The sequence below is a fragment of the Streptomyces sp. NPDC032161 genome (assembly GCF_040636995.1).
Taxonomy (GTDB): Bacteria; Actinomycetota; Actinomycetes; order Streptomycetales; family Streptomycetaceae; genus Streptomyces.
In genome coordinates this window covers 157119-173879 of record NZ_JBEZVN010000003.1, presented here as the reverse complement: position 1 = coordinate 173879, position 16761 = coordinate 157119, and the positions used below count along the sequence as shown (strand labels likewise).

Below are 16761 nucleotides of genomic sequence, written 5' to 3'. Positions count from 1 at the left end.
GTCAGTTCCATCCTGCCTGGCGACCGCCGACCCGGTCCGCCTCGATCTGCTGCTGGTAGCCGGAGGCGAGGTAGGCCCGCATCGGGTCGGCCGGGAGGCCGCGGGATTCGCGCCAGTCGGCGAGGTCACGTCGTACGTCGGTGTAGAACGCGTCGGTGAAGATCTCGTGGGCGAGCAGGACGTCGCCTGCGGTGCGCGCCGCGTCGAGCGCCTCGGTGTCGAGGAGCAGCGCGCGGGCGGTCATCTCCTGCACGTTGAGCACGGACCGGATCTGTCCCGGGATCCGCTGCTCGATGTTGTGACACTGGTCGAGCATGAGCGCGACGTCCGAGCCGGGCCCGTAGCCGCCGCCCCGGACGACCTCGACGAGGATCCGGAACAGCTGGAAGGGATCGGCTGCGCCGACGATCAGGTCGTCGTCGGCGTAGAAGCGGCTGTTGAAGTCGAACGAGCCGAGCTTCCCGAGCCGCAGGAGCTGGGCGACGATGAACTCGATGTTCGTGCCCGGCGCGTGGTGCCCGGTGTCGAGGCAGACCACCGCCCGCTCGCCGAGGGCGACGCAGTGCGCGTACGACGTGCCCCAGTCCGGCACGTCGGTGTGGTAGAACGCCGGCTCGAAGAACTTGTACTCCAGCACCAGCCGCTGGTCGCCGGAGAGTTGGGCATAGATGTCCGCCAGCCCTTCGGCCAGCCATTCCTGGCGTGCCCGGATGTCCCCCTGGCCGGGGTAGTTGGTGCCGTCGGCGAGCCAGATCTTGAGGTCGCGGGAGCCGGTCTCGTTCATCACCTCGATACAGGCGAGGTGATGGTCGACCGCCTTGCGGCGCACCTTCGGGTCGGAGTGGGTGAGACTGCCGAGCTTGAAGTCGTCGTCCTGGAAGGTGTTGCTGTTGATCGTGCCGAGCGCGACGCCCTGCTCCTCGGCGTGGGCGCGGAGCGCGCCGAAGTCGTCGACCGTGTCCCACGGGATGTGCAGTGCCACCGTGGGGGCGAGTCCGGTGAACCGGTGGACGGTCGCGGCGTCGGCGATCTTCTCCCGGACGGTGCGTGGCGTGCCGGGGGCGCCGAAGACCTTGAAGCGGGTGCCGGAGTTTCCGAAGGCCCAGGAGGGAAGCTCGATCGCGAGCTGGGACAGGCGCGGTGTGACGTCGGCGAAATCGACCATGTCATCTTCCTTGCGAGAGGTTATGAATCGATTCAAACACGCCCCCTATACTGATCGCAAGCGTTTGGTCAGGAGGGGGTCGTGACGGTTTCTGCCGAATCGGTGCGCATCGGCGATGTCGCGCGCCATGCGGGCGTGTCCGTCGGGACGGTGTCGAACGTCCTCAACCGGCCGCACATCGTCGCCGAACGGACGCGGTCCCGTGTGGAGGACGCCATCCGTCGGCTCGGCTTCGTCCCCAACGCATCCGCCCGCCAGCTGCGCGAGGGCGCCTCCCGGACGGCGGGTGTCCTCGTCCTCGACATCGCGAACCCCTTCTTCACCGAGATGGCGCGCGGCGCCGAGGACCGGCTCGTCGAGGCCGGGCTCACCATGGTCCTCAGCAGTTCGGACGCCGACCCGGCACGTGAGCGCAGGATCCTCGAACAGTTCGCGCAGCAGCGCCTCCAGGGTGTGATGCTCACCCCGTCACGAGGCACCCGCGACAACATCGGCATCCTCGTCGACCACGGCACGCGTGTCGTGCTCCTCGACCACCAGCCCAAGGGCAGGGACCTCGACGCCGTGGCGGGGGACGACGTGGAGGGGGCGCGCGCCGCGGTGGAGCATCTGCTCGGCCTCGGGCACACGCGGATCGGCTTCATCAACGGGTCGCACGACATCCAGCAGTGCCGCGACCGGCGCGCCGGCGCCCGAGCGGCGGTCGAGGCCGCGGGCGGCGACCCGGAATCGGACCTCGTCGAGGTGCGGATCGAGTCGCTCGACTCGTCCCGCGGCTACGAGGCCATGCGTGAACTTCTCGCGACGGATGTGACGGCCGTCTTCTGCGTCAACGACCTCGTCGCGCTCGGCGCGCTGCGCCGGGCCCGCGAATCCGGCATCGCCGTTCCGGGACGGCTGTCCGTCGTCGGCTACGACGACGTGTCCTTCGCCGGTGAGCTCGCCGTACCGCTCACATCGGTCCGACAGCCGATGTACCGGATGGGCTGGGAGGCGGCCGGTCTCCTGCTCGGGTCGGGCGAGCCCAGGCAGGTGGTCTTCTCGCCCGAACTGGTCGTGCGCGAGTCCACGGCCGCGGTTTCCCCGGACCGCGGGCCGAGCGCGGACACGGAGTCCAGGTAGCCGGTCTCCACGACGTCCTCCGTACGACCTGAAGGTATGGCCGACGACGTCCAGCCTGTGTCGGTGTGTCGGTGCGCGGAGGGGGCTCGTCCACGCGCGGTGTACGTGGGCGGCTGCGGGTTCCCGGTGTACGCGGACGGCTCCGGCGGGGCGGTGCGCGGGCAGGCCGGGCGTCACGAGCCGGGCGGGGGGCAGCAGGGCGCGGCCCGGGTCCCGTCCCGGGCTGACGCCCATATACCACGGCTCCGCTCACAATGCCATGGCCGCGGCTCGCGGATCGAAGGCGGTGGCTGCTTCTGGCCACCGGAGTGGGGCCGGACGAGCCGGGCGGGGCACCGCAGGGCGCGCCCGGGTGTGGCCGTACCCTCGTCATCGCCCGGTGGTTCCGCTGTGTGCCCGCACGCTCAACGGTGCTGACGGTGTCTCCGGTACGTTCCCCCGCCCACCCTCTCCACCGGGCGCGCCGCACCTCACTCGGTGGCGAGCGGTGTCGATCAACTCAAAGCCGCAGGTGAGAGCGGTGCGGGGCGGTCGATCGCGAGCTCCTTCAGCGGCGAGCCCGTCGTCGTGCGGCCCAGGGGTGCGCAGCGGCGCCAGGCGTCGCAGATGGCCGGAGAGCCGATCGAATCACGACAGCCCCGAGGTTCGCAGGCCCTGAGAAATGTGGCCGAAACCTCTTGTGGATCGATTCATAAGCCGTTTACCTTTCGATTGAGTCGATTCAATCTGCGGATTCGACCATCAACAGTTCGAAGGGGAACCGTTATGGCCCTGCCAGTCGCCGGTACCGCAAAGATGCCCAACCCGTGGTGGGTGGGCATCGTCTCGGGGATGGCCTCGTACATCGACGCCGCAGCAATCGTGTCGAACGGCATCGCGCTCGTCATCTACCAGGACTCGATCGGCCTGAGCGGCAGCGAGTTCGGCTGGCTCTCGGGAGTCCTCACCTTCTGCATCGCGATCGGTGCCCTCGTCGGTGGCAGGCTGGGTGACGCCATCGGCCGCCGGACCGTCTTCACCGCGACGATGGCGATGATCGCCGTCGGCTCCGGAATGATGGTCTTCGGAACGGCCTTCCCGATCCTGCTGACGGGTGTCGTGCTCGTGGGGCTCGGCACGGGTGCCGACCTGCCGGTCTCGCTCGCCACGATCTCCGAGGCGGCGACCGACAAGAACCGGGGCGCCCTGCTGGGCCTGTCCAATCTGCTCTGGGGCATCGGCATCCTCGCGACGACCCTCATCGCGTCCTTCGCCAGCCACCTCGGTCGGCTCGGCGGGCAGATCATGTACGGCCACATCGTCGTCGTCGCCCTGCTCCTCCTGCTGCTCAGGCTCGGGATTCCCGAGTCGCCGTACTGGCTCAAGGCCCGTGACGAGCGCCGCCGCGGGATCGCGACGAACCGCGCCGAGCGTGTGCACTTCGCCGAACTCTTCAAGACCCCCTATGCCAAGCCGTTCATCGCGCTGCTCGTCTTCTACTGTCTGACCAACCTCGCGGCCAGCACGGGCGGGATGTTCGGCACGTACATAGCGGTCAACGTCGTCGGGATCAGCGTCGAACTCAACTCGCGGCTCGGGCTGCTGACCTTCCCGCTCGGCCTCATCGGCGGCGCGCTGTTCATGAAGCTGGTCGGGACCCGCCACCGGATGACCCTCTTCGGGATCGGCGCGGTCCTGTTCGTCTCCGCCTACGCCATCCCCGCCGTCTTCGGGTTCAGCCTGACCACCCTCGTTCTGACGATGACGCTCAGCATCGCCGGCGGCTCGCTCGCCTTCGAAGGGATCATGAAGGTCTGGACGCAGGAGTCGTTCCCGACGATGCTGCGGTCCACCGCCCAGGGCACCATCATCGCGGCCTCCCGGGTCTTCGCCGCCACCCTGGCGATCTTCACGCCGGCGCTCGTCGAGTACAACCCGCGCCTGACCTACACCGGTCTGTTCCTCACCGTCGCCGTCGGCCTCGGGGTCGCCTGGCTCACCTTCCGGAACCAGGCGCGCAACGAGTTCGACACCGAGGGCGAGACCGACGCGGACCGTGCCGCAGACCCCGACCGCGCCGACCGGCCGGTCAGCCCGCCGTACGTCTGACCGGACCAGTCCGCTCCGCCCCGCGACCACGCCAGCACCCCGAACCGGAGTCACCACCGTGCTCGACACCGCCATGATGATCACCGCCGGCAGCGACCGCGTCGCCGCAGTCGTCCTCCACCGGACCGTCACTCTCGACGGTCCCCGTGCGCAGGTGGCCGAGGCCCGGCTGTGGGCGACCGCCCACGGTGTCTACGAGGCGCGCGTCGACGGACGTCCGGTCTCCGACTCCGTTCTCAACCCGGGCTGGACGGCCTACGAATGGCGGTTGCAGGTTCAGGAGTTCGACGTGACCCCCCTTCTGCGCGGTACGGACGGCGCCGCGCAGAAGGGGGAGCGGCCCCCGGCGGCCGAAGACGACCGGGTCGACCTCTCGGTGCTTCTCGGCAATGGCTGGTGGCGCGGCGATCTCTGCTTCGAGGGCGCGAACGCCAACTACGGCGAGGACATCGGCTTCGTCGGCGAGCTCAGGATCACCTTCGCCGACGGGCACGTGCAGTCGGTTCCGACGAATTCCTCATGGTCGGCGCGCACGAGCGAGATCGTCGAGAACAGCCTCTACAACGGCGAGCGGATCGATGCGCGGCTCCGCGGCACCGGTGAACCGCTCCGGGTCCGTGAGATCGGCTTCGACCGCTCGTCCCTCGTCCCTCAGGTCGGCCCGCTCGCGACACGGCACGAGGTGCTGCGGCCACAGCGGGTGTGGACCTCACCGCAGGGCAGGACCCTCGTCGACTTCGGCCAGAACCTCGTCGGCTGGATCCGACTGCGCGCCGAGGGACCGGCCGGCACGGAAATCGTGGTCCGGCACGCCGAGGTCCTCGAGAACGACGAACTCGGCACCCGGCCGCTTCGTGCCGCCAGAGCCACCGACACCTTCGTGCTCTCCGGCGGCGCCGACGAGTTCGAACCGTCCCTCACGTTCCACGGGTTCCGCTACGCCGAGGTCACCGGACATCCGGGGGAGCTCGCACCGGACGCCATCGAGGCGGTCGTCGTCCACTCGGACATGGCACGCATCGGCACCTTCGCGTGCTCGCACGACCTCGTCAACCGGCTCGTCGAGAACTCGGTGTGGGGCCAGAGGGGCAACTTCCTCCATGTCCCGACCGACTGTCCGCAACGGGACGAGCGGCTCGGCTGGACCGGCGACATCGCCGCCTATGCCGCCACGGCGTCCTTCCAGTTCGACACGTCCGGCTTCCTCCACCGATGGCTGCTCGACCTCGCCGAGGAGACCCGTCACTCCGGAGCCGACGGCGTCCCGCACGTCGTTCCCGACGCACTCAAACACGCGCACTTCCCTCGGGCGGAGATGTTCGACCGCTGGAACGGGCCCACCGCCGTCTGGGGCGACGCTGCGGTCTGGGTCCCCCAGGCGCTCTGGGAAGCCTACGGAGACCGCGAGCGGCTCGCGGCGCACTATCCGGGCATGGTGCTCCACCTGGAGTCGGTTCTTCCGCGCATCTCGGAGAACGGCCTGTGGGACGAGGGATTCCAGTTCGGCGACTGGCTCGACCCGGACGCCTCGCCGCACGAGCCGTGGGCCGCCAAGGCCGACGCCGGCGTCGTCGCCACCGCGTGTCTCTACCGCTCGGCGTCCTTCGCCGCCGAGACCGCGCGCGTCATCGGCGAGGAGGCCGACGCCGCCCGCTGGGAGGAGCTGGCCCGCCGCACCAAGGAGGCGTTCCGGCGGCACTACGTCGAGGAGACCGGCCGCATCCGCTCCGACTGCGCGACGGTCTACGCCCTGGCGATCTGCTTCGGCCTGCTCGACGGCGGGGCCCGAGCGGCCGCCGGTGACCGGCTCGCCGAGGTCGTCCGCGAGCGGGACTACCTCGTCACCACGGGGTTCGCCGGTACACCCTTCGTCACCTGGGCCCTGTCCGGGACGGGCCACGTCGACGACGCCTACCGGCTCCTGCTGGAGACGGGATGTCCGTCCTGGCTGTATCCCGTGACGATGGGCGCGACAACGATCTGGGAGCGGTGGGATTCGATGCTCGCCGACGGCTCGATCAACCCGGGGGAGATGACGAGCTTCAACCACTACGCCCTCGGTGCCGTCGCCGACTGGCTCTACAAGGTCGTCGCCGGGATCCAGCCCGCCGCGCCGGGATACGCGCGTGTCCGACTCGCCCCGACGCCCGGAGCCGGACTCGACTGGGCGGGCGGCAGCCTGGAGACGCCGCACGGCCGGGTCGAGTCCCACTGGCGCCGAGTGCGGGACGAGGTCGAGATCCGTGTCGTGGTTCCGGAGGGTGTCGAGGCCGAGGTGATCCTCCCGGACGGTTCCAGGACGACCGTCGTCGGCGGGCAGCACTCCTTCCGCTCGGGGCAGGCACGGGCGGGCTCGCCGATGTCGCCGGTCCGGACGGTACGTTCGTCTTGACCAGGCACGCGCGGACCTCGCTCCACTTCGCCGGTGAAGGCGACTGCCGCCCCGTGGCCCTGCTGGTCACGCCGGGCTTGTGGCACTGTGCCCGCCCGGCCTTCTCCTCCGCGTCCGGCTGGTGTCGGCCACGCGTGGTGGGGCGGCGGGCGCGGTGCGCGGGCGGCCCGGGAAGGCCGCCGCCCAGTGTCCGCCCAGTACCTTCGAAGCGGGATGCGCGAAGGAGGGAAAGCGGTGGTCAGACAGCGGGCCGCACGGGACAGGCCGTCTCGGCGGCCAGGCGTCGCAGGGCGGCTTCGGCCAGCAGGACGAGGGAGAGCACCGCGATCGCGGGCTGCAGGGGCGCCCAGTAACTCAGCGCGCCCGAGGCCCCCAACAGGAGCAGGACCACCTTGTTGCAGACGGGGCAGCCGACGGCGAGGAAGGACAGCACCGCGCCGACCGACCCGAGCGAACGCCCGGTTGCGTCGTCACGGCGCGAGACGGGCCGGGTTCGTACATAGGTGGCGAACACCACGGCCGACAGCACGCCGGCGAGGACGAGCACCGGGTAGTTCCACCACACCGGTGGCACCGAGCGGGAGAACAGCGGGGTCGGGATGAGGGCGGTGGGCACACCCAGGACCAGGACGGCCACTGGCGTGGCCGCCGCCAGAACGGCATATCGGCGACGGGGCCAGCAGCGCAGGGCGGCCCACGCCGCACGGGGGGAGCGGGAGACGGACAACGAACGACTCTTCCGGTTGAACGGGGTGACAGGGACGCGCGGAAACAACGCGCGGGTCTACACCCGCCGTACGGAGAGTTCGGTGAGGTCGGGAGGAGACGGTCTCGGCCCGAGGTACCGGACCCCCGCGTGCCCGGGGCCCCGCACCGGAGGTGTCATGTCATCGGTCTGCGCCGGCAGAGCACGCTCGAACAGCGCACCGAACCGCAGGTGCTCCTGCTTCGGCTGAACCTTCTTCAGGCACGACGCCTTTCCTTCGGAGACAGGTGCGTCGTGACCGGCGTCGTCCAGCGTCTCGTGACGTGGCGCCATGTGCAGGTCGGCAGCCGTCGAGGAAAGCGTCGCCCGGAACGCGGGCGGGGAGGCGGTCGTGGCGCAGAACAGCGCGGCCAGCAGCGTCAGCAGCGCGAGGGCGGCTCCCATGGCACCGTGCCGCTTGCGATGCATCGCCGCTCCCCGTCCCTCGGTCTCGACACCATAGCCCAGGTACCCCCGGGCGTATCGACGCCCCGGATGGGCGGCCGGGCGGCCCGTGTTCCTTGCGCCCGCGGCAGTGCCTCGACCCGGGCCGGCCGGCCGACGACCGCCGGGACGATTCCTCGCTCGGCCTGGAGTTCTGCGATCCCTTGCCGACGCCCAGCCCGAGGAGAAGCCGATCCCGCCGGTGTCGACCACGTGCGGGCCCCTCCACGCGGTCCACAGGACGGAGAGTTCTTCCAGCCCGGCGAAGCCGGTGCTCAAGTCCCGTCGTCAACGGCCCGTCGATGCCTCGGACCCGGTGACGCCCCCGGATCGCCGGCAGCAGGAGGGGGAGACGTGCGGCCCCGAAGTCCGGAGGCCGTCCACAACAGGGCCACGAAGCGGCGATGGGGGACCAGTGGCGGTCGTCCCGGAGCTCCCGGGACGACCGCCACCGTTCGTCGGTACGGGCACTACTTTTCGAGCACGGTGGTGCGTGTCAGCGGAAGGTGCCGCGTCTCCCGGAAGGAGAAGAGCACCACCAGCGCGGACACCAGCCCCAGCCCCATCAGGTAGAAGCCGGGCGCCAGAGGAGTGCCGCCGAGGGACACCAGACCGGTTGCGACGAAGGGTGCGGTGCCGCCGAAGAGGACGTACGCGGCGGTGTAGCCGATGGCCGAACCGCTCGCCCGGAGCTGGCCGGGGAACATCTCGACCATCGCGGGCACATTGGAGGTACCGATCACCGCGACCAGCGCGGCCAGCAGCGCCGTGCCGACGATCGCGCCCGTCAGCCCCTCACCGATCAGCCAGAATGCGGGCAAGGTGGCCACGGTGAAGCCGCCGCACGCGATGAGCAGCATCGGCTTGCGGCCGAACCGGTCGCTGGCAGCGGCCATCAGCGGGCATGCCAGGCTGTACACGAGCATCGCCACCATGCTGGTCAGCATGGCCTGCGACTTGGTGTACCCGACCTCTTCGGACATGTAGGCGATCATGTAGCTGCTCATCAGGTAATACCCGACGGCGTTGGTGATGCTGTAGCCGAAGAGCGTCATCACCTGCCGTCGGCAGACCCGCCATGCCTCGCGCAGCGGCGCCTTCTGCACCACGTCGTCCTTCTCCAGCGCCCGGAAGACCGGAGTGTCCTGGATACGGCTGCGCAGATACAGGCCGATGAGGCCGAGCGGCCCGGCGAGCAGGAACGGAACGCGCCAGCCCCAGCTGTTCAGCGCCGCTTCGTCGAGCAAGGAGGTGATCAGCAGGCCGGTCGACGCACCGGCGACGGAGGCCAGTCCGACGGTGAGCGGCACCACGCTGGCATAGCGGGCCCTGCGCCCCTCGGGGGCGTACTCCATGATGAACGCCGAGGCCCCGGTGTACTCGCCACCCGTGGAGAAGCCCTGCATGGCCCTCAGCAGGAAGAGCAGGACCGGGGCTGCGATGCCGAGCGTCGCGTAGCTGGGCAGCAGACCGATGAGCAGGGTCGAACCGCTCATGCACAGCACGCTCAGCGCGAGCATGCGGTTGCGCCCGATGCGGTCGCCGTAGCGGCCGAAGAACGCGGCGCCGAGAGGGCGGGCGATGAAGCCGCCGGCGAAGACGGCCCAGGTGGCGAGGAGCGCCGCGGTCTTGTCGTACTGGGGGAAGAAGAGCCCGGCGATGGTCGCGGACATGATGGCGTACGCCCCCGAGTCGAACCACTCCACGAAGTTGCCGATGGCCGTCGCCGTGGCCACCTTGCGGCGCACGCCCGGGGTGACGGCGGTTTCGGGCTCCACGGGTCTCGCCGACCGGGGTGCGGACACCGCAGCACTGGTGTCGGTCGTCATGTCCGTCCGTCCTTCCGGGATGGTGCCGCGACGTCGGGCCCGGCAGGGCTCAGGTCTCGGGCGCGAAGAGCAGCTCGCTGGATCTTTCCGGTGGCTGATCGAGGCAGTTCTTCGACGAACTCGATCAGGCGCGGATAGGCGAAACGGGAGTGGGCGGCGCGGGCGAAGCGGGTGATGGCCTGTGCCAGGGCCTCGTCCGGTTCGTAGCCGGGGTTGAGCTCGATCCAGGCCTTGACGGCCTGCCCACGAACCGGGTCGGGGACGCCGACCACTCCGGCGTCGGCGACCGCGGGGTGACCGCGCAGCACGGCCTCCACTTCGTACGGCCCCACACGGTAGCCGGACGTCTTGATGACGTCGTCGGTCCGGCCGAGGAACCAGAAGTACCCGTCCTCGTCCATGACGGCCTGGTCCTTCGTGCGGTACCACGTGCCCCCGAACGCCTCGGCCGATGCCTCGGGGCGATTCCAGTAGCCCAGCGGGAACTGCGGGTTGGATCCGGCGCGCAAACAGATCTCGCCGGGCTGTCCGACCGGCACCTCGTGGTCGTCGGAGTCCAGCAGCGCCACGTCCCAGCCGGGAAGAGGGCGGCCCATCGAACCGGGCTTGACCGGCACACCGGGGAAATTGCCGAGCAGCGGATACGACTCCGTGGACCCGTAGTAGTCCAGCAGGGTGACGCCGAACTGAGCACGGAACCACTCGATGAGGTCTGGGGTGAGCGGCTCGTTCGAAGAGCACACCACCCGCAGCGACTGGGGACGACGACTGCCCGCATCCGGGACGTCCTGCATCATTTTACGGAGGAATGTTGGGTTGACCAGGGCCGTTGTCACCTTGTTACGGGACATGGCCGCCAGCAGCCCGGCGGGGTCGAAGCCGCCGGCCGGCCGGTACACGAGGTGCACGGCGCCCGCACGGAGCGGGCCCATCAGTTTGGCCATGGACCAGGCCCAGTCACCGGCTCCGTAGAACACGTCGCCCGGTCGCAGATCGTGGCAGTAACGGAATTCGTTGTGCCCGAGCAGGGTGCGGTGGGCATGCACAATGCCCTTGGCGGCACCTGTGGTGCCCGAGGTGTAGAAGATCAGCGCCGGGTCGTCCGGGGCGGTGTCGGCCGTGGTGTACACCGGGGGCAGCGCGCTGATGGCCGGGTCGTCGACGTTCACGACTGTGCCACCGAAACCGGCGGCGCGGTCGACGGCGGAGGTCTCGGTGATCAGAACGGTGGCGCCGGAATCGGCCAGCCGGTAGCGAATGGGGTCGTCGGCCCACAGCAGCGACATCGTCACCAGGACGGCGCCGGTGCGCAGCACACCGAGGTACGTCGCCGGGGTGTCGGGGCGCTGGGGGAGCAGCACTGCCACCCGGTCGCCCTTGCGTACCCCGAGCGCGTGCAGATGGGCGGCGATCTGCCGGGAGCGGTCCTGGATCTGCTGCCAGACGACCTCTTCGCGGTGACCGGTGTGGTCCTCGAAGACGAGCGCGAGCCGGTCGCCGGGATGGCGGTCGGCGACGTCGGCGGCCATGTTGTAGCGCTCGGGGACGGTCCACCGGTGCTCTTCGACGAGACGGCGGTAGGCACCTTCGCCGTCGGAGGCCGCGCCGGTGTGCGGCGTGACGCTGGTGGTCATTGAGGGTTTCTCTCCTGAGGACGAGGGGGCGGGGCGCGGATGCGGCGGACTCAGCGGCGGCGGCCGGCCAGGAAGCGGGCCATCTCGCGCTGGGGCTCGCCCGTGGCATACGCGGCGGTGTGCACCTTCTTGGCTGTCTCGATCGCGTCGTCGAGGTCCGCGTCGTCCAGTTCGCGCAGCCGCCCCTTCGTGAGCGCGACCGCGCCGGGCGGGAGTTCGGCCAGGCGGGCTGCCTCGGCCAGTGCTTCCGACTTGACCTCGTCCTGTGCGACGAGACGTGTGAGGAGACCGAGCCGCTCGGCCTCGGTGCCGTCGACGAGGCGGCCACCGAGCGCGAACTCGGCGGTCTTCGCCCGGCCGAGGATGCCCCGCATCGCCCAGATGCCGGTGATGCTGGGGATGCCGGACAGCACTTCCGGCTGCCCCATCCGGACCGCGGCGTGGCCGATGCGGAAGTCGGCGAGCAGTGCGAACTGGAAGCCCGAGCCCGCCGCGACGCCGTTGACGGCGGCGACGACCGGCTTGTCCAGGCTGCGTACGACGCGGAAAAGCCGGCCGAAGTCGTCGATCCATGCCTCGGCGGCCGCGTGGTCGTCGGGGTCGATCGCCGCGGTCTCGGCGAGGTCCTGACCGGCGCAGAACGCGCGGCCGGCGCCGGTGAGAACGACCGCGCGGCACTGCTCGTCCGCCCGCAGCGCGTCGAGTGCCGCGACCAGTCGGCTCCGCATCCCGCCGGTCCAGGCGTTGAGCTTGTCGGGGCGGTTGAGGGTGACCTCGGCGACGTAGACATCGGCGGTCGTGGCCGTCACCGGGTGCCGGGTGACGACGACGGTGCTCTTCTCGGTCATGAGGGCATGCCTTTCTCGGGATGGGCAGGGGGGAAGGAGGTGATGGAGCCGAAGGGAAGCGGGGTTACGGGCGGATGTCCGTGAGCGGGCGTCCCGTGAGCAGTCATGCAAACAGGCGGGGATGTGAGCTGGCCAACACCAATCGGGACTGGCGGTGATATCGGAGCGATATGGTCCGCTCATGGAGCTCCGCCACCTGCGCTACTTCGCCGTCCTTGCCGAGGAACTGCATTTCGGCCGTGCGGCGGAACGCCTGCACATGGCCCAGCCGCCTCTGTCGCAGCGCATCCGCGACCTGGAGCGCGAACTCGGGGTACGGCTCTTCGACCGGACGCGGCACCGCGTCCAGCTGACCGAGGCCGGGGCACTGCTCCTCGAGCATGTGCGGCCGGTACTCGCCGGGGTGGACACCGCGCGCGAGGCGATGCGCAGGATCCGGCCCGGCGAGGCAGGCGTGCTGCGGGTCGGCGTACCGCCGGACACCGGCCCGACGGTGCTGCGGAATCTCACCGTCGGCTTCGCCGACCGGGTGCCCGATGTGCTGCTCGACCTCCATGAGCTCACCACGGACGAGCAGTTGGCCCGGCTGCGCGAGGGCGAACTGGACGCGGGGGTGGTCCGGCACCCGTCGGACACGGTGGGCCTGGAATCGGGTCCCGTGGTGCGGCGCGAACTGGGCGTCGTGCTGCGGTCGGACCATGCCGCGGCAACGGGTGGCGGTGCGGTCCGGCTGAGGGACCTCGACGGGACGCCACTGGTGATCTTCCCGCGTGCGATGGCGCCGCGCCTCTACGACCACATGCTCACCATCTGCCGGGACGAGGGATTCCTGCCCGGATCGATCAGACACGCGCGCAACCCCCACTTCGTGCACGGGCTGGTACTCGCGGGTCGCGGCGTCCACCTCAACGAGGCCCCGGTCACCCCGCTCATCGACGGTCTGGTGTGGCGTCCGCTGGAGGGGGCGCCGCTTGCGTGGCTGACCTCGGTGGTATGGGTGCCGAGCCGGGACAACGAAGTGATCGCGTCGTTCGCCGAAGCGGTCTCGGAAAGCCTTTCCGGAGCCGACGCCTGAGCGGCCCGTCGCGCGGCGAGCACGGCCGGCCACAGGGGAAGGCGTCCGACTGCACCCAGCGCGAGTGCATCGACGACGGCTCGCATTCGGCCGTTCCACGCAGCTGGTTCTGGCGGACCGCCCGACGGGAGAGCGGAGCCCCGGGCGCGCACATGGTGCAGAGACGAGATCCTTCACGCGCCCCGGTCCGTGTGGAAGAGGTTCACGCCGGGCTGTGCCTGCACGACGGACGCATCCGGCTCAGTGTCCCCGGGCGCCGTGCCCGGAGGCGGCCCGCCGGCCCGGCGGGGCCGCCGTCACTTCCGTCCGGCCGCCGTCACGATCGATGGTGGGCCGGTGCGGCTTCCACCTTGGTGATCAACCCCTGGGGCGGGCCTGCTCGCCGTCGGCGGGTGTTTGCGCCCTGGCCCGGTAGGCGCGCTTCTTGACGAGGGCGCCGCAGGTCTTCATCGAGCACCAGCGGCGGGCGCCCGCGCGGGAGGTGTCGACGAACGGTGTGCCGCACGCGGGGTTTCCGCAGATGCGGACGCGTGTGCGGTGTTCCGAGTGGCAGAGCTCGATCAGATCCCGCGCGACCATGGAGAGCACCGCCGCGATCCCGTCCCCGTGCCGACGCACGGAAGCCGCGTCGGCCGAGAGTTCGGGCACCGAAGTGGGCTCGGCGGCCGCTCCGTTGCCAGCGCGATGTCCTCGTGGACGGGTGGGGCTTCGTCCGCCAGGGCCCGGCCCGTGCGCTGGATCGCCTCGCGTAGGCGCCCTGCCCAGCGTCTGGTGCACCGTGCCCGGCTTGTCACGGGCCGGGCGAAGGCGGAGTGGCCGGGGACGAAGTTGATGTGGTCGTGCTGGAGCAGGGGAGAGACGGGCGAGCGGCTCGTCGGTGGCGGGGCGTCCGTCGGCGGCCAACCGCTTGACCGCTGCATCGATGTCAGGAGCCGCCCGCGGCCGCGGTGGCACCCTGGAGGATCAGGCCGGCCACGGCGTCGGGGCGGGCGATGAGGGACACGTGGCAGGAGTCGATCTCCTGCGTGTGGGAGTGGGCCCGTTCGGCCTCGAAGCGCTCCTGCCGCGGGTTGATGGTCATGTCCTGCCGTCCCACCAGGGCCCAGGACGGAATCTCCTTCCAGGCCGCGACCCTGGCCCTCTCGGAGAACGCGGTCGTGGACGCCGGGCGCTGGGTGACGCCCAACAGGTTCGCCTGGTTCTCCGGCAGGCAGTTGGCGAAGACGGGGTGGACCTTGTCCGGCTTGAGGTACAGGTCGGTGCCGTCGGCGTCGGCCGTCCGATACGGCACGGAGTGTGTGGCGGTGCCCAGGGCACTGGGGAAGCGGGCGGACAGCGACATACCGCTCTCACCGACGTCGGGCATCAGCGCGTTGATGTAGATCAGGGATTTGACCTGGGGGTTTCCCGCCGCGGCAGTACTGATGACGGCACCGCCGTAGGAGTGACCGGCCAGTACGATCGGGCCTTTGATCGTCTTGAGGACGGAGGCGATGTACGCGGAATCGCCGTACAGGCCGCGCAGCGGATTGGCCGGGGCCATCACGGTGTAGCCGCGGCGCTGCAGCCGCTCGATCACCCCGTTCCAGCTGGAGCTGTCCGCGAAGGCGCCGTGGACCAGGACGACGGTCGGCTTGGCGGCGTTCGTATCACCGTTCGCTGCTACCGGCGCCGTGCTCAGCGCGCACAGGGCGGTGACCGCGCACCCTGCCGTCGCCACGCGCAGCGTTCTGCTTCGGAGCAGTGAGCCGTGTATCGCGGGTGCTGTCATGTCGACCTCGCTCTCGATGGGGGCCTACGGCACCTCAGCGTCCACGCGGTGGACCGAACGGGCCCGGCAACGGCGTCCGGGCGGGTGACTTCGGCGTGGCACCGGAGTGGCATCCCGCGTCAGCCGTGGTCGCCCGGCCGGTCCCAGGTTGCCGCGCCTGTGGGCTGCCGGGCCCGCATCGTCTTTCCCCGCCTGCCCCAGGCCGCGTCTTCAGCGTGCCGCCTGCCGTGCGACGGCACTTTGAACACACGGCCCGGCGGGTGCCCCAGCCGTCGGCGAGGCCGGCGATGACGAACAGGCCTCGTCCGCCCTGATCGACGCTCCGGCCAGTCCTCGCCCACGCAGATGTCGGCGCTCGACGCCTCCGTGAAGCGCGACCTCGCGGGGCCGTCGGATCCGCCGGTGCCCTCGCGATCACCGCCGGGCCTCCCGCACCGCACCTCGATGCGCGGTTCTGGCTGGTCGGAGCACAGGGGGCTTCCTGCAAATGAAATTGCGATGTACGGTTCTGCAACCACGCTTGCAGCGCGCTGCGTCTCGTACCAGGAGCACGAACTGTGTCCGCATTGCAGAACCACCACCCCGCCGACGGCGACGGCCAGTGGCTGGGCGACGCCCTGCCCGATGTGCCGCTGTCCAAGGCCCAGGCCCGGGTCGTCGACGTCATCGTCCGCAATCCGCAGCTGGCCTCGTACGCGGAGATCGCGGAGATCGCCGAGCGGGCGGACGTGAACAGTTCGACGGTGGTGCGGGCAGCCCAGACGCTGGGCTACCGGGGCTGGCCGGATCTGCAACGCGAGTTGCGGGCCCGCTACTTGGTGCACATCTCCACCGAGGAGACCCTGACCGAACACGGCGAGCACCGCAGCCCGCTGCACGACGCGCTCACGCACGACATCGAGAATCTGCGCCAGACCCTGGAGAGCAACTCCGCCGCCGACGCGGAGGCGGCCATCGCCACGCTGGCCTCGGCCCGGTCGATCCTGGTGGTCGGGGTCGGCTCCTTCGCCGGTCCGGCCAGTGTCATGGCGCACCTCGGCTCCACCATGGGCTACCCCATCACGCTGGAGCACCGGGCCGGCGTCCATCTGGCGACCGCCGTCAACTGCCTCGGTCCGGGTGACGTGCTCGTGGTCGTCAACATGTGGCGGTCCACGAAACAGATCATCGTCGCAGCCGACGCGGCCCGTGCGGCGGGCGCCACGGTGGTGGCGATCACCGACATGCGGCGCGGCCGGCTCGCCACCTCCATCGCCCACCATCTGCTGATCGTGCCGTCGGAGGGCATCTCCTTCTTCCAGTCCGTCACGGCCGCCACCTCGGTGGTCTACGGACTCCTCGCCGGCATGCAGACGGCTCACCCCGAGCGCACCCGCGCCGCCATCCGCCGCACCCAGCAACTCTGGAAGGACCTGGACGTCTACCTCGACTGAACCGCTCGCCCTCCGTCGCATCGCGTGGACGTCCGATCCGGTCCGCGCGGTCGGCGAAGTCCCGAAGCACGGCCCGTATCGGGCGGCGCGCCCCACCGGACCGCGCCGCCGGACCGCACACGCTCCCTCGCCGCCCGACGGTGCCGCCTTCGGAGCGCCGGTGGCCTGCGCGCTTGTCACCACACCTCTTCCACCGCCCGCGAGTGAGCGCCGGC

General features: G+C 70.5%; 13 protein-coding genes. 5 read left to right on the top strand and 8 right to left on the bottom strand.

Annotation, left to right across the window (positions count from 1 at the left end; genetic code table 11):
- Nucleotide 1 precedes the first annotated feature (1 nt).
- Nucleotides 2-1165 carry an L-rhamnose isomerase gene (gene rhaI / locus AB0E67_RS11130; protein ID WP_362024014.1) on the bottom strand — a complete coding sequence of 388 codons (1164 nt, stop codon included), beginning with the start codon at nt 1163-1165 and terminating at the stop codon, nt 2-4.
- Between the two features lie 81 nt (nt 1166-1246).
- On the opposite strand from rhaI, the gene AB0E67_RS11125 reads away from it, so the two are divergent.
- The 3 genes from AB0E67_RS11125 (at nt 1247) to AB0E67_RS11115 (ending at nt 6767) form a co-directional block, all read left to right on the top strand.
- Nucleotides 1247-2287 (top strand): LacI family DNA-binding transcriptional regulator, encoded by a 1041-nt coding sequence (locus tag AB0E67_RS11125; protein ID WP_362024011.1) that lies wholly within the window; start codon nt 1247-1249, stop codon nt 2285-2287.
- 765 nt (nt 2288-3052) lie between these two features.
- Nucleotides 3053-4375 (top strand): MFS transporter, encoded by a 1323-nt coding sequence (locus AB0E67_RS11120; protein ID WP_362024009.1) that lies wholly within the window; start codon nt 3053-3055, stop codon nt 4373-4375.
- Nucleotides 4376-4433: 58 nt separating this feature from the next.
- Entirely contained in the window at nt 4434-6767 is a 2334-nt protein-coding gene (locus tag AB0E67_RS11115) for a family 78 glycoside hydrolase catalytic domain (protein ID WP_362024006.1), read from the top strand.
- 238 nt (nt 6768-7005) lie between these two features.
- Here AB0E67_RS11115 and AB0E67_RS11110 read toward each other — a convergent pair whose 3' ends face one another.
- The 5 genes from AB0E67_RS11110 to AB0E67_RS11090 all read right to left on the bottom strand — a co-directional run bounded on the left by AB0E67_RS11110 (nt 7006) and on the right by AB0E67_RS11090 (nt 12267).
- Nucleotides 7006-7494, bottom strand: coding sequence for a hypothetical protein (locus AB0E67_RS11110; RefSeq protein WP_362024003.1), 489 nt, complete (start codon nt 7492-7494; stop codon nt 7006-7008).
- A 57-nt stretch (nt 7495-7551) separates the two neighbouring features.
- Complete coding sequence (locus AB0E67_RS11105; protein WP_362024000.1) at nt 7552-7941, bottom strand: hypothetical protein; 390 nt, start codon at nt 7939-7941, stop codon at nt 7552-7554.
- A gap of 485 nt (nt 7942-8426) precedes the next feature.
- On the bottom strand, nt 8427-9785 hold the full coding sequence (locus tag AB0E67_RS11100) for an MFS transporter (RefSeq protein WP_362023998.1): 1359 nt from the start codon (nt 9783-9785) through the stop codon (nt 8427-8429).
- Nucleotides 9782-11419, bottom strand: a complete 1638-nt coding sequence (locus AB0E67_RS11095) for an AMP-binding protein (RefSeq protein WP_362023996.1) — start codon at nt 11417-11419, stop codon at nt 9782-9784. Before AB0E67_RS11095 ends, AB0E67_RS11100 begins: the two co-directional genes overlap by 4 nt.
- A 50-nt stretch (nt 11420-11469) precedes the next feature.
- Complete coding sequence (locus AB0E67_RS11090; RefSeq protein ID WP_362023994.1) at nt 11470-12267, bottom strand: enoyl-CoA hydratase/isomerase family protein; 798 nt, start codon at nt 12265-12267, stop codon at nt 11470-11472.
- A 181-nt stretch (nt 12268-12448) separates the two neighbouring features.
- Between AB0E67_RS11090 and AB0E67_RS11085 the strand changes: the two genes are divergently transcribed.
- A complete protein-coding gene (locus AB0E67_RS11085) occupies nt 12449-13342 on the top strand; it encodes a LysR substrate-binding domain-containing protein (protein WP_362023992.1) in 894 nt (297 codons plus the stop codon).
- 357 nt (nt 13343-13699) lie between these two features.
- On the opposite strand, the gene AB0E67_RS11080 is transcribed toward AB0E67_RS11085, so the two are convergent.
- The gene (locus tag AB0E67_RS11080) at nt 13700-13990 is read right to left on the bottom strand and encodes a CGNR zinc finger domain-containing protein (RefSeq protein WP_362023989.1); all 291 of its coding nucleotides are present in this window, start codon (nt 13988-13990) and stop codon (nt 13700-13702) included.
- 277 nt (nt 13991-14267) lie between these two features.
- Complete coding sequence (locus AB0E67_RS11075; RefSeq protein ID WP_362023987.1) at nt 14268-15062, bottom strand: alpha/beta hydrolase; 795 nt, start codon at nt 15060-15062, stop codon at nt 14268-14270.
- A gap of 608 nt (nt 15063-15670) precedes the next feature.
- On the opposite strand from AB0E67_RS11075, the gene AB0E67_RS11070 reads away from it, so the two are divergent.
- The gene (locus AB0E67_RS11070) at nt 15671-16546 is read left to right on the top strand and encodes a MurR/RpiR family transcriptional regulator (protein ID WP_362023981.1); all 876 of its coding nucleotides are present in this window, start codon (nt 15671-15673) and stop codon (nt 16544-16546) included.
- The last annotated feature ends 215 nt before the right edge of the window (nt 16547-16761 follow it).